We start from the raw sequence: 20,124 nt of genomic DNA, 5'->3' as shown, positions 1-20,124 counted from the left end.
AAGGCGCGGACACAGCCGCTATTGGCAGGGGCGGTAGGATTCGAACCTACGAATGCCAGGATCAAAACCTGGTGCCTTGGGCCTCTTGGCGACGCCCCTGCATTGATGAATCAGTGTTGCTCGAGTGCATCCAGCAGTGGCGAACGCGCAACGCCCGCTGCCACCCTTGCCCGCAACTCCTTCGGCAATTTCGACCGTCCCTGCTCTGCAGCAGACTGCGACGCGAATTCGACGAAACAACCACTTCCCGAACCGGTCAGCCGCGCCGCGCCGATGTCGCTCAACGCAGCAAGCGCCGCCTCGACGGCAGGCTCACGGCGGCGCAGCACCGGTTCGAACGCGTTCCCGACCAGGGTCCCGGAAGCGAAGTCCTCTATTTTCGCCACTGGGCTGTCGCGCGTCAAATCCGGGTCTGCAAACAGGGCCGGCGTGGGAACATGAACACCCGGTTCAACCACCACATACCAGGCCGGTTCCAGCACGATCGGCTGCAGCTGCTCGCCCACCCCTTCGGCCCAGGCATTGCGGCCACGCACGAACACCGGCACGTCGGCGCCCAGGCGCAGGCCCAGCGCCGCCAGGGCATCCTCATCCAGGCCGGCCTGCCACAGCCGGTTCAGCACCACCAGCACGGTGGCCGCATCGGACGAACCGCCACCGAAGCCACCACCGGCGGGAACATGCTTTTCAACGATGATGTCCGCACCTTGCGTGACATTCGCCACTTCCTTCAGCAGGCGGGCCGCCCGTACCGCCAGATCGTCTGCCTCGGCTACGCCGGCCAGGCCCTCGCCCTGCCGGCGCACCTGACCGTCTTCACGCAGGCGCAGGCCGATGCGGTCCCCCCAGTCCAACAGGCGGAACACGGTCTGCAGCTCGTGATAGCCGTCGGCCCGGCGGCCGGTGATGTGCAGGAACAGGTTCAGCTTGGCCGGGGCCGGCCACCAGGACCAGCCCGCGTCGTCGACTGCCCCGCTCATGGACTACCCTGCCCCCACTGGTCCACCAGCAGGCGCACCTTGGCGTCGCCAGTGCTGGCCTCGATCCGGCGCGGCAGCGCCGGCCGGCCGGCTTCGGCGGGGTACCAGTCCAGGTACTGCACCTGCCAGCCCATCTGCTGCATGCGACGCGGCCGGCCTTCACCGTCGCGCTCGACCGTCTCGGGGCCGGCAGCATCGCCGGCCACCAGGCCACGGATCCACTCCGGCAGCTGGTTGACCGGGATGTCCCAGCCGGTCGCTTCCAGCAGCAGCTGCTGGGCGTCCTCGCCGTCACGCGGCCCGCCGGCCAGCCCTTCCAGGCGACCGGCCTCGGAATGGGTATCGCCGGTCAGCTTCCAGCTCTGCCGGGTCACCGGCGCGCTCAGTTCGACCACATAACGGCGCCCGTCCTGCTTCCAGTCGATGCGACCGCTGCCGCCGTCCTTGCCCTTGCTGACCGCCACCCGGCCCTGGAAGGCCCAGTCCGGCTGTGCGCGCAGGGCCGCTACGCGCGCCGCCTCGGCCTGCGCCGCTTCGGCCGAGACCGTCTCGACAACCGCCGGTGGCGCGGTCTTCTGCGTACCCACGCTGGTACAGGCGGTGACCGCCAGGGCCACGGCCGCCAACAGCAGCGGCCGGATCAGGGAAACACTCATGGATTGAATTTCTCGCGGGCGCGCAGCAGCGCGCGGTTTTCAGGGTCGAGCTTGGCCGCTTCGTCGAAGAAGTGGCGGGCCTCGTCATGCTTGCCCAGCACCCACAGCACTTCACCGACGTGGGCGGCGATCTCCGGGTCCTTGGCCAGGGTCCAGGCCCGGCGCAGCTGCACCAGTGCTTCGTCCTTGCGGCCCAGGCGATACAGCACCCAGCCATAGCTGTCGACGATGGCGGCGTTGTCCGGCTCGGCCACGCGGGCGCGGTCGATCAGCTCCAGCGCCTCCTGCAGGCGGCCGGTGCGATCGGCCAGGGTGTAGCCCAGCGCGTTCAGCGCCGGCACGTTCTCCGGGTCGGTCACCAGGATCTTGCGCAGGTCGGCCTCGGCGCGCGGGATGTCGTCGCGGCGCTCCCAGGTGAGCGCGCGGGCGTACAGCAGGCCGTTGTCGTCCGGGTAGGCGGCCAGGCCGCGGGCCAATGCATCCAGTTCGCCGGCACTGTCGTCGCCGCGCTGGCGCAGCTCGGCCTCCAGCAGGTAGGCGTCGCGGCGTACATCGTCATCGACCACTGCATCAGACTGGATCGCGTGCACTTCCTCCAGCGCCAGCGGCAGGCGCCCGGCCAGGGCCTGGGCATTGGCCGCGCGGAGGCGCGCTTCGCTCAGTTCATCGCCACCGGGCACGCTGTGGTACCACTGCACCGCCTCGGGGTAACGCTTCAGGTACTCGGCGATCTTGCCCAGCAGCAGGCGCTGCGCCGGGTCCGGCTTGGCGGCCTGCCGCGACAGTTCGTTGTAAAGGTTCGACAGCGCCGCCTTGTCGCCCTGCTTGGCCAGCAGCGAGGCGCGCATGCCCCAGGTCTGGACGTCCTGCGGGCCGAACGCCAGAACGCGCTCGGCCGCAGCGGGCTGTCCCAGGCTGTCGTAGGCGATGGCCACCGCATTGCGCAGTTCGGGGTCCTGCCGGGTCTTCGGCTCGACGTCGTGCAGCAGCGACAATGCCTTGTCGGTCTCGCCCGCCTGTTGCAACTGGCTGGCACGCAGCAGCGCCACCCGCGGTTCTTCCGGGAAGCGCTTGACCACTTCATCGATCATGCGCCGCGCCAGCTCGGGCTTGTCCATGCGCAGGGCCAGGCGGCCGAACTCCTGCCAAGCCTCGATCTTCGGTGGAATGGCATTGGCATCGACCAGCTCGCCGAGCACCTGCGCCGGCACCGCCGGGTCGCGCCCACCACCGATCAGCGCGGCCAGGGCGAACTTCCAGCCACGCTCATCGGGGTCGGCCAGCAGGGCCTGCAGTTCGGTCCGCGCGGCCTTCACATCGCCCTGGCGCATGGCCAGCGCACCGGCCGCGCTGCGCATGGTCAACGAGCGCGGGGCACGCTGTTGCCACAGCGCCAGGCCCTTGGCGGCGCTGGCATCATCGTTGGCAAGCATGGAAATACGGGTCGCGCGCTCGGCCAGGCCGGCGTCGCCGTCGGTCTGCTGCGCGGCCTGCAGGTACCAGCGCGCGGCCTCGGCCAGCTTGCCGGCCTGCAGGGCGAATTCACCGGCCATCACCGGTTCCAGCGCCAGTTCCTCAGTGGCCGCGGCCCGCACGGGGGCCTTGGCCGGCACCGCTGCCAGGGCCTGGACACAGGCCAGGGACAGCAGCAGAACACTGGGGATGCGAATCAATGCGGGCATCGTCGGCATCGGGGCCTTAAAATGTCGTCCAATGGCCAGCAGCTTATCGCAAGCAACTGAACAATGACCCTGTGGGTGCTCGGACTGAATCACCAGACCGCACCGGTGGAGCTGCGCGAGCGCGCGGCCTTCGCCGGTGAGGCGTTGCCGCGTGCGCTGGGCTCGCTGCGCGATACCCCGCAGATCGCCGAGGCGGTGCTGCTGTCCACCTGCAACCGCACCGAGCTGTACGCCGTGGCCGAGTCGGCACAGGCGCTGGACCAGTGGCTGCACAGCCAGGCCGGCGACCTGCAGGGCTATCTGTACCAGCACGCCGATGCCGAAGCCGTGCGCCACCTGTTCCGGGTCGCCACCGGGCTGGACTCGATGGTGCTGGGCGAACCGCAGATCCTCGGCCAGGTGAAGGATGCCTGGTCGACCGCACGCGACCATGGCCTGCTCGGCCAGCGCCTGGACCGCCTGTTCCAGCAGACCTTCTCGGTGGCCAAGCGCGCACGCACCGATACCCAGGTCGGTGCCAACCCGGTGTCGGTGGCCTCGGCTGCAGTGCGCCTGGCGCAGAACGCCTTCGCACGCCTGGACGATTCCACCGTGCTGCTGGTCGGTGCCGGCGAGACCATCGAACTGGCTGCACGCCACCTGAGTGAGGGCAAGGTGCGGCGACTGCTGATCGCCAACCGCACCCTCGCGCACGCGCAGGAGCTGGCCAGTCGTCATGGCGGCGTAGCCCTGCCACTGACCGAACTGGACCGCCACCTGGGCGAGGCCGACGTCGTGTTCTCGGCCACCGCCGCGCGCGAGCCGGTGATCCACCGCGAGATGGTGTCCAAGGCCCTGCGTGCGCGCCGGCACAAGCCGATGCTGCTGTTCGACCTCGCCGTGCCGCGCGACATCGAGGCCGAAGTCGGCACGCTCAACGACGCGTTCCTCTACACCGTGGACGACCTCGAACGCGCGGTGGAAGACAACCGCCGTGGCCGTCGCGAGGCTGCCGCCGAGGCCGAGGCGATCATCGACCTGCAGGTATCGCGCTTCGTCGAGACCCAGCAGGCCAGTGCCCACCAGGCGCCGCTGCGGCAGCTGCGCGCGTTCGGCGAGGCCACCCGCGCCGAGTTGCTGGAACGCGCGCGCCAGCAGCTGGCCAATGGCAAGCCGGCCGACGAAGTGCTGGAACTGCTGGCCCATGGCCTGACCAATCGACTGCTGCATCCGCCGACCGCCGCACTGCGCGCCGCCGCGCTGAGTGGCGATGCTGACCTGACCCGCGCCGCCGAGCGCCTGTTCCCGGCCACGCCGGGTTACCGCCACCCACCCGTGAGACCCGATGACGCCGACCCTGCGCCGTAAGCTGGAAGCGCTGGCCGAGCGCCGCGAAGAACTGGAACGCCTGCTCGCCGAACCCGATGTGGTCGCCGACAACACCCGTTTCCGCGACCTTTCGCGCGAATTCGCCCAACTTGAACCGGTCGCCACTGCACTGGCCGATGAGGCCCGTGCCAAGGCCGACCTGGCCGCCGCCGAAGGCATGCGCGCCGACCCCGACCTGCGCGAACTGGCCGACGAGGAAATCGCCGCTGCGCAGGCGCGCCTGCAGGAACTGGAGCAGGAGCTGGCGCTGCTGCTGGTGCCGCGTGACCCGCGCGACGAAGGCAACCTGTTCCTGGAAGTGCGCGCCGGCACCGGCGGCGACGAAGCCGCGATCTTCGCCGGCGACCTGTTCCGCATGTACGCCCGCTATGCCGAGCGCCAGGGCTGGAAGGTCGAGATCGAATCGGACAATCCCGGCGAGCATGGCGGCTACAAGGAAGTGGTGGCGCGCGTGGTCGGCCGGGGGGCGTTCTCGCGCCTGAAGTTCGAATCGGGCACGCACCGCGTGCAGCGCGTGCCAGCCACCGAATCGCAGGGTCGCATCCACACCTCGGCGGCCACGGTGGCGATCATTCCCGAAGCCGACGAAGTGGATGACATCGTGATCAACCCGGCCGACCTGAAGGTGGATACGTTCCGCTCGTCCGGTGCCGGCGGCCAGCACGTCAACAAGACCGAGTCGGCGATCCGCATCACCCACGTGCCTACCGGCGTAGTGGTGGAGTGCCAGACCGAGCGCAGCCAGCACGCCAACCGCGACAAGGCGATGAAGCGCCTGAAAGCGCAGCTGCTCGATGCAGAGCGCCAGCGACAGGACGCCGCGCAGGCCGAATCGCGGCGCCTGCAGGTCGGCAGCGGCGACCGCAGCCAGCGCATCCGCACCTACAACTTCCCGCAGGGCCGGATCACCGACCACCGCGTGGAAGGCCTGACCCTGTACGACCTGCCCAACATCCTGGCCGGCGACCTCGACCCGCTGCTGCAGCGGCTCAGCCACGAACACCAGGTCGACGCCCTGGCCCAGCTGTCGGCGGGCTGAGCACGATGTCGGCCTGGCAGCAGCGGCAGCACCTGCAGCAGGCGATTGCACGCCAGCCCGGCGATTTCGTCGCCTGGGTGATGCTGGCCGACCTGGAACTGGAAGCCGGCGACATCGCCGCCGGCGAGCAGGCGGCACGACGTGCGCTGCAGCTGCGCCCGAACCATCCCGAAGCGCTGGCACGCCTGGGTCGCGTGGCCTGGATGGCCGGCGCGCATGCCGACGCGGCCAGGCTGCTCGGCCAGGCCTCGGCGCTGGCCCCGCAGCACCCGGGTATCGCGCTGTGGCTGGGCCATGCGCTGGAAGATGCCGATGACGCCGAAGGCGCGGCGGCCGCCTATCGCCGCGCGCATGCACTGATGCCGGACGAACCCTACATCGCCGCCCAGCGCCTGGCCTGGCAGCGTCGCCTGTGCGACTGGCAGGACGTGGACGCGCTGGCCACGCAGGTACGCACCGCGCTCGCGTCCGGCCAGGGCGCGGTGGAGCCGTTCGCCTTCCTCAGCGAAGACGCCAGCGCTGCCGAGCAGCTGGCCTGCGCGCGTGCGCGCGCCGCGCTGATCGCCGCCTCGGTACGGCCCCTGCCGGCAGCGAAGGTACGCGCACGCGGCCCGCTGCGCGTCGGCTTCCTCTCCAATGGCTTCGGTGCCCATCCCACCGGGCTGCTGACCGTGGCCCTGCTCGAACACCTGCGTCATGACCCGGCGCTGCAGCTGCACCTGTTCGCGTTGAACCGCGCCGATGGCAGCCGCATCCGCGAACGGCTGCAGGCCGCGACCCGGCTGCATGATGTATCTGCACTGCGGCATGCCGACATCGCGGCCCGCATCCGTGCACAGGGTATCGACCTGCTGTTCGACCTGCGCGGCTGGGGCGGCGGCGGCACGCCCGAGGTGCTGGCGATGCGCCCGGCCCCGCTGCAGCTGAACTGGCTGGCCTACCCCGGCACATCAGGCGCACGCTGGCTGGATGCCGTGGTTGCCGATGGATTCGTGCTGCCGGCATCGCTGGAACCTCACTTCAGCGAACGCGTCCTGCGCCTGCCACGTGCCTTCCAGCCCTCGGACAACACCCGCGTACTGGAACCGGCACCGTCCCGCGCCGAATGCGGGCTGCCCGAACACGGCGTGGTGTTCTGCTGCTTCAACAACAGCTACAAGCTCAATCCGCGCAGCATGGGCCGTGCCTTCGCAGTACTGCAGGCGGTGCCCGGCAGCGTGCTGTGGCTGCTGTCCGGCCCCGGCCAGGCCGACGCCCGCCTGCGCAGCGCCGCGCAGGCCACCGGCCTGGACCCAGCCCGCCTGGTATTCATGGCCAAGCTGCCGCATCCGCAGTACCTGGCACGGTATCAGCACGCCGACCTGTTCCTCGACACCCACCCCTACAACGCGCACACCACCGCCTCCGATGCGCTGTGGGCCGGCTGCCCGGTACTGACCTGCCCCGGCGACACCTTCGCCGCGCGCGTGGCCGGCAGCCTCAACCACCATCTGGGGCTGGCACGGATGAATGTCGCCGACGACGCGGCGTTCATCGCCGCCGCCAGCGCGCTGGGCAATGACCCTGCGGCACTGGCCGCGCTGCGTGCCGAGCTGGCACAGGCGCGCGACCGCAGTGGACTGTTCGACATGGCCGGCTTTGCCCGCGACCTGTCGGCGCTGCTGCAGCAGCTGGCAGGCGAACAGGGCTGGCAGGGCATCGACACCCCCTGAGCGATCCCTGCGTTACGCTCGGGCTTCCTCCCCGCGTGGTGTGACGATGGCCAAGCTCAAGCGCAAGGACTACGACGAACTGATGCTGCCGCTTCAGCTGGAACTGACTGCGATGGCGCGCTGGGTGCAGCACAGTGGGCAACGCCTGCTGGTGCTGTTCGAAGGACGGGATACGGCCGGCAAGGGCGGCGCGATCCAGGCCATCAGCCAGCATCTCAACCCGCGCCAATGCAGGGTGGTCGCGCTGCCCAAGCCGACCGACCGCGAAGCCACGCAGTGGTACTTCCAGCGTTATGCCTCGCATCTTCCCGCCGCCGGCGAGATCGTGCTGATGGACCGCAGCTGGTACAACCGCGCCGGCGTCGAGCGGGTGATGGGCTACTGCAGCGAGACCGAGTACCAGCAGTTCCTGCGCCAGGCACCCGTGTTCGAACAGCTGCTGGTGGATGACGGCGTCCTGCTGTTCAAGTACTGGCTGTGCGTGGACCAGGAGCAGCAGGAGAAGCGCTTCGCCGAGCGTCATCTCGATCCATTGAAGGGCTGGAAGCTGTCCCCGGTCGACCTGAAATCGCGCAGCAAATACAGCGCCTACACTGAAGCCCGCGAGGCGATGTTGCGCGCGACGCATCGCGAGGCGGCGCCGTGGACGCTGGTGGATTTCAACGATCAGCGGCTGGGCCGACTGACCCTGGTGCGCAACCTGCTGGACCGGCTACCGGACACGCGGGTGGATGCGCCGTTGCCGGAGCTGCCGAAGCTGAAGGGCAAGCTGCATCGCGAGCACTACGATGTGCTGAAGCCGATCGAGGACTTCCCGGTCGAAGCTTAGGGTGGGTCGGCAGGGTTGCACCCTGCACCTGCCGAAGCCAGAGCCAGAGCAACAGCAACGGCAACGGCAACGGCAACGGCAACAGCGGGTATTCCGTGGGATGGTGGGGCGGTGCCGGAGTGCGGGGACGCCGCAAGTACGTCCCTGTAGGCTTGGCAGCCGCTTGCTCGTGTGCGCAGTCCTGCGCACACGGCAAGACCGGGGTTGGGCGTCCTGCCCAACCCGCCCGAGGCATGCCTCGGGCCCATGCGGCTGACACCCCGCACTCCGACACCGCCCCACCCCTGACAGATTTCTGCGGCTGTTGGAGGGTGTCGACCTTGGTCGACACAGTAGATCCACGCCATGCGTGGATGCTTTTCGATTCCAGTTCGAAATATTCGATTCCGATGGAGATTCATCCACGCATGGCGTGGATCTACTGCAGATCGCGGAGATCTGTCGAAGGCGGGGTGGGTCCGGTTGCGGGGGTGTCCGCGGCATGGATGCCGCGGCCAAGCCCCCAGGGACGGGTTTACGGCGTCCCCCGCAACCGGACCCACCCCGCCATCCCACAGAATGCACGCTTTTGACGTTGACGTTGATCCGGCAGGTGCAGGGCCGCAGGCCCTGCCGACCAACCTACTACTTGGCAGCCGCGATCTGCTTTTCGATGTCGGCGGCAGTCACCGGGCCAAGGAAGGTGTGGGCCAGCTTGCCCTGCGGATCCAGCAGGTGCGTCAACGGCAGGCCTCGCGGCGTGGCGAAGTCCGCCGGTGGATCGAACGGGTCCACGATCACGATCGGATAGGTCACCGGATGCTTGGTCAGGAACGACTGCATCTCCGGCACTTCGATGTCCTCGTAGGCCAGGCCGACCACCTCGATGTTGCTGCGCATCGCATGCAGCGCCGACAGCTCGGGCATCTCCTTGCGGCACGGGGCGCACCAGGTCGCCCAGAAGTTCACCACCACCCACTTGCCACGATGCGCGGCCAGGTCGTAGTCGCTGCCATCCACCGCCTTCATCTTCAACGTCGGGAATTCGGCGGTGGTGCGCTCGGCCGGGGTTTCATCGACCGGTGCCGGAGCGGTCGGCGTCGGCGCCTGTGCCGGCGGCTGGCTGCTGGCCGGGGCCGGCTCCTGGGCCGGCTTGCAGGCCGCCAGGGCCAGCAGCAGGGTCAACGGGAGCAGCAGCGGCAACGGCGTCTTGCGGGTCATGGCATGTCTCCAGAGTCGGTATAGATGTCACTGACCTTGCGCTTCAGGCGTTCACGCAGGGGCAGTCGCAGATCGTCCAGCGCCGCCAATGCGGCACGGCCCAAACTGTCGTCGCGGTACGGCAGGTGCTGCTCGGCCACCGGGATGCGCAGCTGGGTGCATTCGTACAGATCGGCCAGGCTGACCTGGTCCAGGTCGCGCGCGAGCAGCCACTCGCCGCGCTCGTCACGACGCAGCAGGCCGATCTCCTGCAGGTTGCAGGCCAGGTCCTGCAGCAGCGAGTCGGTCAGCAATGGTTCCAAGCGCAGGATTTCATCGTCGGCCATGCCCTTGCCCTTGGCACGGGCATGGTGGAAGCGACCGAGCAGGCGCAGCAGGCCGTAGAACTCGTACCCCTGCGGCAGGCGCAGTTCAACCGGCTGGTAGCGGAAGGCGGCCATCGATGAGGCCAGCGACGCGCCCAGCAGCACCGCCACCCAGCACAGGTAGATCCACAGCAGCAGGATCGGCACGAAGGCCACCGTGCCATACAGCTTCTGGTAGGACTGGAAGCTGCCCAGGTAGGCACCGATGCCCCACTTCACCAGTTCCAGGATGACCGCCGCCAGGATCGCGCCAGGCACGGCGTGCCGCCATTTCACCGTGTGATGCGGTACCACCCGGTACATCAGCGTGATGCAGACGAACTCGATCAGGATCGGTGCCAGCCGCAGCGCCAGCTCGGCCAACCAACGGCCCTCCTGGGTACCGAACAACGGCATCGCGAACACCCGCGCCGATACCGCAAGCGATGCGGCGGCGAGCATCGCGCCCAGGGTCAATACGGTCCAGTAGACCAGGAAGCGGGTCAGCTTGGGCCGGGTCGAGCCGACCCGCCAGATCTGGTTGAAGGTCTCTTCCACGCTGTTGAGCGTGATCAGCAATGAGGCCACCAGTGCAATGAAGCCAGCGGCCGTCAGCTGGCCGGCACTGGCCGAGAACTGCCGCAGGTAGCCCTCGGCCGCGCGCGCCGCGGAGGGCACGAAGTTGGAGAACACGTAGTCGCTGAGCTGATCGCTCCAGCGGTCGAAGACGGGGAAGGCCGACAGCACACCGAATACCACGATCGCCAGCGGCACCAGCGCGAACACCGTGGTGTACGCCAGCGCTGCCGCCGCCTGGAACAGGCGGTCGTCGAGGAAGCGATGCCACAGGAAGCGGCCGAAACTGATGGCTCGTGCGCGATCCCGCGCGCGCTCCATCCACAGGTTGAGCGTATCCAAAGGTTCCATCGGCGAAAGGGTACCCGATGCGGAATGCTGGCAGGATAGCCATACTGGTGGCCACACGACGAGGAGAAGCGGGCACGATGGGCGAGATTCTGGTGCTGTACTACAGCCGGGGGGGTTCGGTGGCACGGCTGGCGCGCCAGATCGCGCGGGGCATCGGCGAAGTGCCGGGCATGACCGCGCGCCTGCGCACGGTGCCGCCCGTGGCCGCCGTTACCCAGACCGCGCAGCCGCCGGTACCCGACGATGGCGCCCCGTATGTGAGCGTGCAGGACCTGGTCGAATGCCAGGGCCTGCTGCTCGGCAGCCCCACCCGCTTCGGCAACATGGCCGCGCCGGTCAAGCACTTCCTGGACGGGCTGGGCGCCGAATGGGTCAATGGCACCCTGTCCGGCAAGCCGGCCGGCGTGTTCACTTCCACCGCCTCGATGCACGGCGGCCAGGAATCGACCCTGCTGTCGATGCAGGTGCCGCTGCTGCACCACGGCTGCGTGATCGTCGGCATCCCGTTCACCGAGCCGGCGCTGAGCCACACCACCAGTGGCGGCACGCCGTATGGCGCCAGCCACGTGGCCGGCGCCGCCGACGACCCGCAGCCGACCGACGACGAAGCCGTGCTGGCGCGCGCGCTGGGCCGGCGGGTGGCCGACATCGCGCAGCGGTTGGCCCGATGAACCGCCCGCCGCGCACGGTCCTGCTGCTGGCCCTGATGGGGCTGGCCGCACTGTTCGCAGGCTGGTTCATCAATGACAGGCACTGGCTGGCGACCCAGCTGGTGTTCACCGCACCACCGCTGGCCCTGGCCATCGCCGTGCGCGTGGGCTGGCGCAAGGCCGGCTTCTGGGCCTCGGTGCTGGCACTGGGCTGGTTCAGCCACGGCGTGATGAGCGCCTGGAGCCACCCGGAAACGCGCTGGCTGGCGCTGATCGAGATCGCGCTGGCGCTGCTGGTGATCTTCAGCGCCAGCCTGCCCGGCCTGCGTGCCCGCTTCGGCAGGCGACGCTGACGCTGCGGCCGCCGGGCCGTATCATCTGCATTCCTGGCCCCGCGCCGCTGTACCTGTCCTGGTTTCGCGCATGCACATGATGGAAGAGCTCCTGGTCGTCACCACCGGTGGCACGATCGACAAGATCTATTTCGACGACAAGTCGGACTACCAGATCGGCGATCCGCAGATCGGCATGATCCTGCGCGAGCTGGGCGTGACGTTCCGCTTCAACGTGATTCCGATCCTGCGCAAGGATTCGCTGCACATCAACGATGAGGACCGCGAACTGATCCGCGCCACCATCGCCGCGCAGCCGACCCGGCACGTGCTGGTGACCCACGGCACCGATTCGATGGTGCAGACCGGCAAGGTGCTGGCGACGATCCCGGACAAGACCATCGTGATGACCGGCGCGCTGAGCCCGGCACGTTTCCGCGGCTCGGATGCCGAGTTCAACATCGGCTGTGCGATCGGTGCGGTGCAGTCGCTGCCGAGCGGCGTGTACATCGCGATGAACGGGCGGATTTTCGACCCGCAGCATGTGCGCAAGAACGTGGCGGCGAACCGCTTCGAGTCGGTCTGAGGGACAGCGTGCCGACCAGGGTCGGCACCCACCCAGAAAAAAAACGCCCCGGCCGAAGCCAGGGCGTGCCCTTGGAGAGGGACTTGGGCTCAGTACTGGGCGTTGAGGGTCAGGCCCGAGAAGGTGCTGTAGGCCTTCACCCGCACATACCAGGTGCCGGCGGCGGGGCTGTTGATGGTGCAGGTTTCGCTGTTGCCGCTCAGGTACGGACGGCAGGTGTAGCTGGTATCGGTCGGGGCACTGCCCTGGCGCACGTACAGGTCGGCATCACCGCTGCCGCCACTGATCGCCACGCGCAGCTGGGTGCTGCCGGCCGGAACGTTCACGGTGTAACTCAGCGAAGCGCCGCTGGCAGCGCCCAGGCCGGTCACCGGCACGTTGTTCTGCAGCACGTTGCCGCCCGGGTTCGTACCACCGCCATTGATCGCTGCAGCCACGGCCGCATTGGCGTCGACGATGCCGGCGCCGCAGCCACCCGAGCAGGCGCCCGGCAGCGGCCGTGCGGTGCTCTTGATGATGCTTTCGACCTGCGCCGGACTCAGCGGGCTCGGCGCCACCGATTGCATCAGTGCAACCACGCCGGCCACATGCGGTGCCGCCATCGAGGTGCCATTGTAGGACGCATAGGTGGCGCTACCCGGCGTGGTGGTGCCGGTGTTGAGGGTGGACAGGATGCTCTGGCCCGGACCGGAAATGTCGATGCCGGAACCATAGTTGGAGAAGCTGGCACGCGCACCGGCCGAGGTCGTGGCTGCCACCGCGATCACGTTCGGGCAGTTGGCCGGCACCGACGAGGACACGTTGGTGTTGCTGTTGCCGGCGGCGACCACCACGGTGGTACCACGGCCGACCGCGCCGTTGATCGCGTTCTGGTAGGTGGTCGAGCAGGAGCCGCCGCCGCCCAGCGACATGTTGATGACTTCGGCCGGGTTGGCATTGGCCGGCACGCCACTGACGGTGCCGCCGGAGGCCCACACGATCGCGTCGGCGATGTCGGAGGTGTAACCGCCACACTTGCCCAGCACACGCACCGGGACGACCTTGGCGTTGAACGCCGTGCCTGCCACGCCGGTGCTGTTGTTGGTCACTGCCGCCACCGTGCCGGCGACGTGGGTACCGTGCCAGCTGGAGTTGGAGGCCGGAATGCCCGAGCCGCACTCGTTGGCGCCGTACCAGTCGCCCTCGTCATTCGGGTTGTTGTCGCGACCGCCGCCATCGCGCGCCATCGCGGCGTCGCTGATGAAGTCATAGCCGGGCAGGATGTTGGCGTTGAGATCGGGATGGTTGGTGATGCCGGTATCGATCACGGCCACCACCACGCCGGTGCCGGTTGCCTTGTCCCAGGCCGGCCGTACGTTGATCGACGCGTTGGAGGTACCGAAGCCCCACTGCTCACTGAAGCGGGTGTCGTTCGGGGTCAGCGTCGCGCGCATGATCTGGTCGACTTCAACGTATTCCACGTTCGGGTCGGCAGCGAGCTTGCGCATCAGCAGCTCGGATTCGGCCTGGTCCAGCGGGCGGTCGGTCCTGACCACGGTCGGGCCGATGGCCAGCTTGCGGACCTCCTGCAGGCCCAGCGCGCGGCCCTGGCTGCTGGCCAGGCCGGCGGCGGCACTCTTCAGCGAAGAGGCCAATGCGGTGGTGTTGGCCACCGGCGCACTGCCGTCACGGTACTTCACGATGAAGCGCTGGTGCGTCGGCGCGGACTGCAGGCCGCTGAGCTGGACGTCACCGGCCAGCGCAGGCGTGGCCAGCAGCAGCGATGACAGAACGGACGCACCAAGGACCACCCACACTCGACGCACACGCGGTTGCGTTACCTGGGACATCGTATTTCCCTTTCTAGTGGTGTGAATGCCGGAATCGGCAGAAGCACCGGCCCGAACCATGGGCTGGCTTGCGTTGGCGAGGTTCGAAGTCCGGCGAGTCAGCGGATCCCCCTATCGATCCGCCGTGCAGATGACGCTAATGACCAAAACCGGACACCACAAGATTTTCAGCGTCTTTTCAGCAAGATGAAATGTTCGTTCTGAGACTTCTCGGGTCGAGGGTTTGTGAAGGTGAAGGAACTTTCTCGCGGCCTGCACGCACCTGACTGGGTCATCACGTGTCCTGCAATGACTTTGCCGACATCGGCGTCCGCTGATCCGGGGTCGGAGCCGGGGTCAGATCCCTTTTCCCAGGGAAAAGGGATCTGACCCCAGCCACCTGACCAAAACGCAGAAAGCCCGTCACGGGGACGGGCTTTCCAGAAGAGCAGTCGAGCATGGCTCGACGCTACAGTTCGGCGCGGGCGATCAGCCCAGCTTGACCAGCCAGTTGTGGCGGTCCGGCAGGCGGCCGTACTGGATGTCGGTCAGTTCCTTGCGCAGCGACATGGTTACTTCGCCGGCCGGTGCGTTGATGTCGCCCACCGAGAAGCCCTCGCCCTTCAGCTGGCCGATCGGGGTGACCACTGCCGCGGTGCCACAGGCAAACACTTCGGTGATGGCACCGGAGGCGACGCCGTCCTTCCACTCGTCGATGCTCACCTTGCGCTCTTCGACCTTCATCCCGCGGTCGCGCGCCAGCTGCAGGATGCTCTCGCGGGTGATGCCCTCGAGGATGCTGCCGGACAGTTCCGGGGTCACCAGCGTGCCGTCCTTGTAGACCAGGAACACGTTCATGCCACCCAGTTCTTCCAGGTACTTGCCTTCGACCGGGTCGAGGAACAGCACCTGCGAGCAGCCCTGTGCCTGTGCCTTCTGCTGCGGCAGCAGCGAGGCCGCGTAGTTGCCACCACACTTGGCGGCACCCGTGCCGCCCTTGGCTGCACGTGCGTATTCGGTGGACAGCCAGATCGACACCGGCGCAACGCCCTTGGCGAAGTACGGGCCGGCCGGGCTGGCGATGACGTAGTAGCCGGCCTTGTGCGCGCCGCGCACGCCGAGGAAGGCTTCGTCGCCGATCATGAACGGACGGAAGTACAGGCTCGACTCATCGGCCGACGGCACCCAGTCGCTGTCAACGGCGATCAGCTGCTTCAGCGATTCAACGAAGATCTCCACCGGCAGTTCCGGCAGCGCCAGGCGCTGCGCCGAACGCTGCAGGCGACGGCCGTTGGCATCCGGGCGGAAGGTCCAGATCGAACCGTCGGCATGGCGGTAGGCCTTGATGCCTTCGAAGATTTCCTGGCCGTAGTGCAGCACGGCTGCGGCCGGGTCCAGCTGCAGCGGGCCGTAAGCGCGCACATTGGCGTTGTGCCAGCCAGTGTCCTTGTCCCAGCGCACTTCCACCATGTGGTCGGTGAAGTGCAGGCCGAAGCCCGGCTTCTCCAGGATCTTGGCGCGCTCTTCAGCGCTGCGCGGGTGGTCCGAACGGGTGACGGCGAAGCTGGGAATGGACTGGGACACCGGAGGATTCCTGTTCTGGTTGCGGGTAGTGCCGGGCCCGCGTCACTGCGGGCCCTGGGTCAAAGCATGCCGGTCTCGAGCCGTGCCGCCTCGGACATCATGTGCTGGTTCCACGGCGGGTCGAACACCAGGTCGACGTCGGCCTCGGCCACCGTCGGGATCATTTCGAGCTTGCTGCGCACGTCGTCGACCAGGATCTCGCCCATGCCGCAGCCCGGAGCGGTCAGGGTCATCTTCACGTCGATTTCGCGCTTGCCTTCGTCGAGGTGCTTGATCTCCACTTCATAGACCAGGCCCAGTTCAACGATGTTCACCGGGATTTCCGGGTCGAAACAGGTGCGCAGTTGCTGCCACACCAGCTGTTCCACCTGTTCATCAGTGGCATCGGCCGGCAGTTCCAGCGGTGCCGGCGCCTCCTTGCCGATGGCGTCGCCGTCCTTGCCGGCGATGCGGAACAGGTTGCCCTCGACGAACACCGAATAACTGCCGCCCAGCGCCTGGGTGATGTACCCATAGCTGCCGGCAGGCAGGGTCACGGTGTCGCCCTGCGGGACCATCACGGCCTCGCAATCGCGTTCGAAGTGGACAGGTTCGCTGCTACGGGAATACATGGGGACCGATATGGGGCCGTGGCCGGGGCCACGCAAGACGGCATTCTAGCCCAGCCGCCCCGGCACCGCCGGTGCACTGCGGCAAACCACAGTATCCTGTGGTTGATCTTCAGGGAGCTTCAATGTCCTCCAATGCCGCGCGTGCCAGGACCGTCACCTGGCTCTGGCCCCTCATGCTGTTGCTGGGCCTGCTTGTTGCTCCCCTCGCCTGGATGGTCCTGGCGCTGATGACCGGCCGACAGGTCGGCTGGATGGCGGTACTGTCCGCCCTGGAACTGGTGTTCATGCTGCGCCTGGGCACCCTGGGCCCGGGCCGCTTGCGTGTCGCCCTGGTCGTGCTGGGCACCCTGCTGGTGGCCGCCGTGGCCAACTGGGCCATCGCCAGCGCCTGGATGGGCGGCTCGATCGGCCTGGACCTGTGGGACGCTACGATGCGGATGGGTCCGCACCTGGCCTGGACCCTGATCACCCTGGCCAATGGCGCGATGGAATGGCTGTGGCTGGCGGTGGGCGTGGGCGTGGGCGCCTGGCTGGCGCGCTGAGCGCGTAGATCCACGCCACGCGTGGATCGGAACGGTTCCGGGGTCAGAGCCCTTTCCCATGGAAAGGGATCCGACCCCGTCCCTCAATGCCCGCCGTCGAGCGCCTTCAGCTCGCTCACCAGCGATGCGGCCGCTTCGGCGCCGTCGCCGTACAGCATGCGGGTATTGTCAGCGTAGAACAGCGCATTCTCGATACCAGCGAAGCCGGTGCCCTTGCCGCGCTTGATCACCACCACGTTGCGCGCGTTGACCACATCCAGCACCGGCATGCCGTAGATCGGGCTGGCCGGGTCGGTGCGTGCCACCGGATTGACCACGTCGTTGGCACCGATCACCAGCACCACGTCGGTGGTGGCGAATTCCGGGTTGATGTCATCCATGTCGGCGATCAGGTCGTAGGGCACACCGGCCTCGGCCAGCAGTACGTTCATGTGCCCGGGCATGCGTCCGGCCACCGGGTGGATGGCGAACTTCACCTTCACCCCGCGCTGGCCGAGCCGCTGCGCCAGCTCCCAGATCTTGTGCTGGGCCTGCGCCACGGCCATGCCGTAGCCGGGCACGACCACCACGCGTTCGGCGTAGGCCATCATCGCGGCCACGTCCGACGCTTCAATCGGCTTCTGCGAACCGGTGATCGCCTGCGCCTCGCCGCCGGCACCACCGCCGAAATTGGAGAACAGCACGTTGCGGATCGGGCGGTTCATCGCCTTGGCCATCAGCCGGGTCAGCAGGATGCCGGCCGCGCCGACCATCATGCCGGCGATGATCAGCGCCTCGTTGCCCAGCACGTAGCCCTCGAACGACACCGCCAGGCCGGTGAACGCGTTGTACAGCGAGATCACCACCGGCATGTCGGCGCCACCGATCGGCAACGTCATCAGCACGCCCAGTGCCAGCGCCAGCACGAAGAAGGCCACGATCGCCCAGGTATCGAGCGTGCTGGCCGCGATGATCGCCAGCACCACCACCGCCAGTGCCACCAGCAGGTTCATCACCTGCTGGCCGGGCCAGGTCACACGCTTGTCCAGGCGGCCATCCAGCTTGGCCCAGGCGATCACCGAGCCGGACAGCGACACCGCACCGATTGCCGCGCCCACCACGGCCAGCAGCAGCACGGTGCCCGACGGCTGGCGTGCGGCCAGGTCGGCCAGCGCCTGTGCACTCCAGTGGCTGGTATCGCGGTTGGCCAGGAAGGCATAACGCAGCAGTTCCACCGCACCGATCGCCGCTGCCGAGCCACCGCCCATGCCGTTGTACAGCGCCACCATCTGCGGCATGTCCGTGATGGCGACCTTGCCGGCCGACCACCAGGCCAGGCCCGCGCCCAGCAGCAGTGCCACCAGGATCAGCGGCACGTTGTGCAGTTCGGGCAGGAAGAAGGTCGCCGCGGTGGCCAGCAGCATGCCCAGCCCGGCCCAGCGGATGCCGCTGCGCGCGGTCAGTGGCGAGGCCATGCGCTGCAGGCCGAGCAGGAACAGCGTGGCGGCAACGAGGTAGCTGGCCTTGACCAGCCAATCGAGCAGTTCGACGGTGCTGATGTTCAAGCCTGCGGCTCCTTCGGTTCGTCCTTGCCGCCCTTGGGCGCGCTCGGCTTGAACATTTCCAGCATGCGCGCGGTGACCACGTAGCCACCGGCGGCGTTGCCGGCGCCGAGCACCACGGCAAGGAAGCCCAGCGCCTTTTCCAGCGGCGTCTGCGCGTGCCCCAGCACCACCATCGCGCCGATCAGCACGATGCCGTGGATGAAGTTGGAGCCCGACATCAGCGGGGTGTGCAGGATCACCGGCACCCGCGAAATGATCACATGGCCGGCGATGGCCGCCAGCATGAAGATGTACAGCGCCACGAACCCGTCACTCACTGGCAACGCTCCCGCTCCGTCTTCGTCGCCCCATCATAACCACGGGCTGAACCCGTGCGCACCCGGCGTCAACCGCGACGACGCTCACGCGTTGTCGATGGTGACCCCGAGCGAGGAACCGTACCCTGTGCTGGTGAGCAGCCCCGTCCCCCCGAGCGCCGAAACCGATGCCCTGCCGGCATCGCTGGAGGCGTTCCTGGCCAGCGTCGGCCCGCGTGCGTTCCGCTTCGCCGAGGCCGGCCTGCGCCAGCGCGAAGACGCCATGGATGCAGTGCAGGACGCGCTGCTGCGCATGCTGGACTACGCCGACAAGCCGGCGGCCGAATGGGCGCCGCTGTTCTGGAGCATCCTGCGCCGCCGGGTGATCGACGTGCAGCGCCGGCGCCGCTTCCGCCTGCCGTTCTGGCGCGACAACCAGGACGCCGAGGGCAGCGCGATCGACTGGGCCGACCCCGGCCCTGACCCGGCGCAGGCGCATGAGCAACGCCAGCAGTACCAGCAGCTGGTGGACGCATTGCGCACCCTGCCCGCCCGCCAGCGCGAGGCCTTCACCCTGCGCGTGCTGCAGGACCTGGACGGCGCCACCACTGCCCGCGCCATGGGCTGCAGCGAAGGCGCGGTAAAAACCCATCTGGCACGCGCCCGGCAGGCGCTGTCGCCGGCCACGCTGGCACGGCTGCGCCAGGCACGCCACGGCGCCACGGCCGCCCATCGCGGACGCTGGCGCTGGTGGCTGGCCAGCGCCTGTTCACTGGTCGTGGCACTGGGCATCGGCCTGCAGTTCACCGGCCATGGCACGCTTGCCGGTCCGGCGCCGGCCCCCGTGCTTGCTTCAGTGGAAGACAACGGCGCGCTCTACGACGAGAATCCCGATCTGTACCTGTGGCTGGGCGATACCGACCTGGCGATGGAGTAAATCATGTCCCGACTGCCTACCCTGCCACTGCTGTTGACCCTGGCGCTGCTGCCGGCCTTCCCGGCGCTGGCGCAGAACACCACGCCCGCCCCTGCCGCACGCCCCGCACCGGCCGCGCCGTTGCCTGCGTGGGAGCAACTGAGCCAATCCCAGCGCGAATCCCTGCTGGCGCCGCTGCGCGACCGCTGGAACAGCGCCGATGCCGGCCAGCGCCAGCGGATGCTGTCACACGGCCAACGCTGGCAATCGATGAGCCCGGAGGAGCGCGACAAGGCCCGCCGCGGCCTGCGCCGCTTCGAGCACATGAGCCCCGAACAGCGCGCGCAGGCGCGTGCACTGTTCGGTCAGATGCGGGATCTGTCCCCCGCGCAGCGCGATGCATTGCGCGAGCGCTGGTCGCAGATGACGCCGGAACAGCGCCGGGACTGGGTACGCGACAACCCGCCGCCGGCAAAGCCGCGGTAAGCCTTCGGGGTAGGGGGTCAGATCCCTTTGCC

General features: G+C 68.3%; 20 protein-coding genes, 1 tRNA gene and 1 pseudogene. 11 read left to right on the top strand and 11 right to left on the bottom strand.

Annotated elements, in window-relative coordinates; translation table 11 throughout:
* Window positions 1–22: 22 nt before the first annotated feature.
* The 4 genes from B9Y82_RS02095 to B9Y82_RS02080 form a co-directional block, all read right to left on the bottom strand.
* Window positions 23–99 (bottom strand) — tRNA-Gln (locus B9Y82_RS02095).
* 11 nt (window positions 100–110) lie between these two features.
* Window positions 111–980 (bottom strand): 4-(cytidine 5'-diphospho)-2-C-methyl-D-erythritol kinase, encoded by an 870-nt coding sequence (gene ispE / locus B9Y82_RS02090; protein ID WP_100471378.1) that lies wholly within the window; start codon window positions 978–980, stop codon window positions 111–113.
* Window positions 977–1,636 (bottom strand): lipoprotein insertase outer membrane protein LolB, encoded by a 660-nt coding sequence (gene lolB, locus B9Y82_RS02085; protein ID WP_100471377.1) that lies wholly within the window; start codon window positions 1,634–1,636, stop codon window positions 977–979. The genes ispE and lolB overlap by 4 nt, the downstream gene beginning before the upstream one ends.
* The gene (locus B9Y82_RS02080; protein ID WP_202908112.1) at window positions 1,633–3,318 is read right to left on the bottom strand and encodes a tetratricopeptide repeat protein; all 1,686 of its coding nucleotides are present in this window, start codon (window positions 3,316–3,318) and stop codon (window positions 1,633–1,635) included. The genes lolB and B9Y82_RS02080 overlap by 4 nt, the downstream gene beginning before the upstream one ends.
* A 63-nt stretch (window positions 3,319–3,381) precedes the next feature.
* On the opposite strand from B9Y82_RS02080, the gene hemA reads away from it, so the two are divergent.
* The 4 genes from hemA to ppk2 are packed head-to-tail and all read left to right on the top strand — an operon-like array spanning window position 3,382 to window position 8,266.
* Window positions 3,382–4,665 carry a glutamyl-tRNA reductase gene (gene hemA, locus B9Y82_RS02075; RefSeq protein ID WP_100471375.1) on the top strand — a complete coding sequence of 428 codons (1,284 nt, stop codon included), beginning with the start codon at window positions 3,382–3,384 and terminating at the stop codon, window positions 4,663–4,665.
* Window positions 4,643–5,725: a peptide chain release factor 1 gene (prfA, locus tag B9Y82_RS02070; RefSeq protein WP_014036080.1), complete on the top strand. Its 1,083-nt coding sequence runs from the start codon at window positions 4,643–4,645 to the stop codon at window positions 5,723–5,725. The genes hemA and prfA overlap by 23 nt, the downstream gene beginning before the upstream one ends.
* A gap of 5 nt (window positions 5,726–5,730) precedes the next feature.
* A complete protein-coding gene (locus B9Y82_RS02065) occupies window positions 5,731–7,437 on the top strand; it encodes a tetratricopeptide repeat protein (protein ID WP_100471374.1) in 1,707 nt (568 codons plus the stop codon).
* 46 nt (window positions 7,438–7,483) lie between these two features.
* Window positions 7,484–8,266 (top strand): polyphosphate kinase 2, encoded by a 783-nt coding sequence (ppk2, locus tag B9Y82_RS02060; protein ID WP_100471373.1) that lies wholly within the window; start codon window positions 7,484–7,486, stop codon window positions 8,264–8,266.
* Between the two features lie 624 nt (window positions 8,267–8,890).
* Here the strand turns inward: ppk2 and B9Y82_RS02045 are convergent.
* On the bottom strand, window positions 8,891–9,466 hold the full coding sequence (locus B9Y82_RS02045; protein WP_100471371.1) for a TlpA family protein disulfide reductase: 576 nt from the start codon (window positions 9,464–9,466) through the stop codon (window positions 8,891–8,893).
* On the bottom strand, window positions 9,463–10,737 hold the full coding sequence (locus tag B9Y82_RS02040) for a YihY family inner membrane protein (protein ID WP_100471370.1): 1,275 nt from the start codon (window positions 10,735–10,737) through the stop codon (window positions 9,463–9,465). The genes B9Y82_RS02045 and B9Y82_RS02040 overlap by 4 nt, the downstream gene beginning before the upstream one ends.
* A 77-nt stretch (window positions 10,738–10,814) precedes the next feature.
* On the opposite strand from B9Y82_RS02040, the gene wrbA reads away from it, so the two are divergent.
* The 3 genes from wrbA to B9Y82_RS02025 all read left to right on the top strand — a co-directional run bounded on the left by wrbA (window position 10,815) and on the right by B9Y82_RS02025 (window position 12,305).
* Complete coding sequence (gene wrbA / locus B9Y82_RS02035; RefSeq protein WP_012510135.1) at window positions 10,815–11,408, top strand: NAD(P)H:quinone oxidoreductase; 594 nt, start codon at window positions 10,815–10,817, stop codon at window positions 11,406–11,408.
* Entirely contained in the window at window positions 11,405–11,740 is a 336-nt protein-coding gene (locus B9Y82_RS02030) for a DUF2069 domain-containing protein (RefSeq protein ID WP_100471369.1), read from the top strand. The genes wrbA and B9Y82_RS02030 overlap by 4 nt, the downstream gene beginning before the upstream one ends.
* A 79-nt stretch (window positions 11,741–11,819) precedes the next feature.
* A complete protein-coding gene (locus B9Y82_RS02025; RefSeq protein ID WP_010481766.1) occupies window positions 11,820–12,305 on the top strand; it encodes an asparaginase domain-containing protein in 486 nt (161 codons plus the stop codon).
* 89 nt (window positions 12,306–12,394) lie between these two features.
* Here B9Y82_RS02025 and B9Y82_RS02020 read toward each other — a convergent pair whose 3' ends face one another.
* The 3 genes from B9Y82_RS02020 to sufT all read right to left on the bottom strand — a co-directional run bounded on the left by B9Y82_RS02020 (window position 12,395) and on the right by sufT (window position 16,308).
* Entirely contained in the window at window positions 12,395–14,134 is a 1,740-nt protein-coding gene (locus tag B9Y82_RS02020) for a S8 family peptidase (protein ID WP_100471368.1), read from the bottom strand.
* 468 nt (window positions 14,135–14,602) lie between these two features.
* The gene (locus B9Y82_RS02015) at window positions 14,603–15,697 is read right to left on the bottom strand and encodes a branched-chain amino acid aminotransferase (RefSeq protein ID WP_100471367.1); all 1,095 of its coding nucleotides are present in this window, start codon (window positions 15,695–15,697) and stop codon (window positions 14,603–14,605) included.
* A gap of 59 nt (window positions 15,698–15,756) precedes the next feature.
* Window positions 15,757–16,308, bottom strand: a complete 552-nt coding sequence (sufT, locus tag B9Y82_RS02010; protein ID WP_005415385.1) for a putative Fe-S cluster assembly protein SufT — start codon at window positions 16,306–16,308, stop codon at window positions 15,757–15,759.
* 122 nt (window positions 16,309–16,430) lie between these two features.
* On the opposite strand from sufT, the gene B9Y82_RS02005 reads away from it, so the two are divergent.
* Window positions 16,431–16,850 (top strand): hypothetical protein, encoded by a 420-nt coding sequence (locus B9Y82_RS02005; protein WP_100471366.1) that lies wholly within the window; start codon window positions 16,431–16,433, stop codon window positions 16,848–16,850.
* An 83-nt stretch (window positions 16,851–16,933) separates the two neighbouring features.
* Here B9Y82_RS02005 and B9Y82_RS02000 read toward each other — a convergent pair whose 3' ends face one another.
* Entirely contained in the window at window positions 16,934–18,394 is a 1,461-nt protein-coding gene (locus B9Y82_RS02000; RefSeq protein WP_100471365.1) for an NAD(P)(+) transhydrogenase (Re/Si-specific) subunit beta, read from the bottom strand.
* A complete protein-coding gene (locus B9Y82_RS01995) occupies window positions 18,391–18,711 on the bottom strand; it encodes an NAD(P) transhydrogenase subunit alpha (protein WP_005408173.1) in 321 nt (106 codons plus the stop codon). Before B9Y82_RS01995 ends, B9Y82_RS02000 begins: the two co-directional genes overlap by 4 nt.
* A 97-nt stretch (window positions 18,712–18,808) precedes the next feature.
* On the opposite strand from B9Y82_RS01995, the pseudogene B9Y82_RS01990 reads away from it, so the two are divergent.
* From B9Y82_RS01990 to B9Y82_RS01985, 3 genes and pseudogenes are all read left to right on the top strand, one after another.
* Window positions 18,809–19,366 (top strand): annotated as a pseudogene (locus B9Y82_RS01990) (RNA polymerase sigma factor); the annotation flags it as partial.
* Window positions 19,343–19,627: a hypothetical protein gene (locus tag B9Y82_RS21040; RefSeq protein ID WP_428993179.1), complete on the top strand. Its 285-nt coding sequence runs from the start codon at window positions 19,343–19,345 to the stop codon at window positions 19,625–19,627. The pseudogene B9Y82_RS01990 and the gene B9Y82_RS21040, both read left to right, overlap by 24 nt.
* Before the next feature lie 3 nt (window positions 19,628–19,630).
* On the top strand, window positions 19,631–20,092 hold the full coding sequence (locus B9Y82_RS01985) for a DUF3106 domain-containing protein (RefSeq protein ID WP_100471363.1): 462 nt from the start codon (window positions 19,631–19,633) through the stop codon (window positions 20,090–20,092).
* Window positions 20,093–20,124 lie beyond the last annotated feature (32 nt).

The sequence above is a fragment of the Stenotrophomonas maltophilia genome, from assembly GCF_002799155.1.
GTDB classification, from domain to species: Bacteria; Pseudomonadota; Gammaproteobacteria; order Xanthomonadales; family Xanthomonadaceae; genus Stenotrophomonas; species Stenotrophomonas maltophilia_R.
This window is presented reverse-complemented; position numbering and strand designations above follow the sequence as displayed.

Bases quoted from the DNA above. Each gene is read 5' to 3' on its own strand.
- B9Y82_RS02020 (WP_100471368.1), bottom strand. From the start codon at position 14,134: ATGTCCCAGGTAACGCAACCGCGTGTGCGTCGAGTGTGGGTGGTCCTT.
- B9Y82_RS02005 (WP_100471366.1), top strand. From the start codon at position 16,431: ATGTCCTCCAATGCCGCGCGTGCCAGGACCGTCACCTGGCTCTGGCCC.
- ispE (WP_100471378.1), bottom strand. From the start codon at position 980: ATGAGCGGGGCAGTCGACGACGCGGGCTGGTCCTGGTGGCCGGCCCCG.
- sufT (WP_005415385.1), bottom strand. From the start codon at position 16,308: ATGTATTCCCGTAGCAGCGAACCTGTCCACTTCGAACGCGATTGCGAG.
- ppk2 (WP_100471373.1), top strand. From the start codon at position 7,484: ATGGCCAAGCTCAAGCGCAAGGACTACGACGAACTGATGCTGCCGCTT.
- B9Y82_RS02040 (WP_100471370.1), bottom strand. From the start codon at position 10,737: ATGGAACCTTTGGATACGCTCAACCTGTGGATGGAGCGCGCGCGGGAT.
- lolB (WP_100471377.1), bottom strand. From the start codon at position 1,636: ATGAGTGTTTCCCTGATCCGGCCGCTGCTGTTGGCGGCCGTGGCCCTG.
- wrbA (WP_012510135.1), top strand. From the start codon at position 10,815: ATGGGCGAGATTCTGGTGCTGTACTACAGCCGGGGGGGTTCGGTGGCA.
- hemA (WP_100471375.1), top strand. From the start codon at position 3,382: ATGACCCTGTGGGTGCTCGGACTGAATCACCAGACCGCACCGGTGGAG.
- prfA (WP_014036080.1), top strand. From the start codon at position 4,643: ATGACGCCGACCCTGCGCCGTAAGCTGGAAGCGCTGGCCGAGCGCCGC.
- B9Y82_RS02030 (WP_100471369.1), top strand. From the start codon at position 11,405: ATGAACCGCCCGCCGCGCACGGTCCTGCTGCTGGCCCTGATGGGGCTG.
- B9Y82_RS02045 (WP_100471371.1), bottom strand. From the start codon at position 9,466: ATGACCCGCAAGACGCCGTTGCCGCTGCTGCTCCCGTTGACCCTGCTG.
- B9Y82_RS02080 (WP_202908112.1), bottom strand. From the start codon at position 3,318: ATGCCCGCATTGATTCGCATCCCCAGTGTTCTGCTGCTGTCCCTGGCC.
- B9Y82_RS01985 (WP_100471363.1), top strand. From the start codon at position 19,631: ATGTCCCGACTGCCTACCCTGCCACTGCTGTTGACCCTGGCGCTGCTG.
- B9Y82_RS02025 (WP_010481766.1), top strand. From the start codon at position 11,820: ATGGAAGAGCTCCTGGTCGTCACCACCGGTGGCACGATCGACAAGATC.
- B9Y82_RS02065 (WP_100471374.1), top strand. From the start codon at position 5,731: ATGTCGGCCTGGCAGCAGCGGCAGCACCTGCAGCAGGCGATTGCACGC.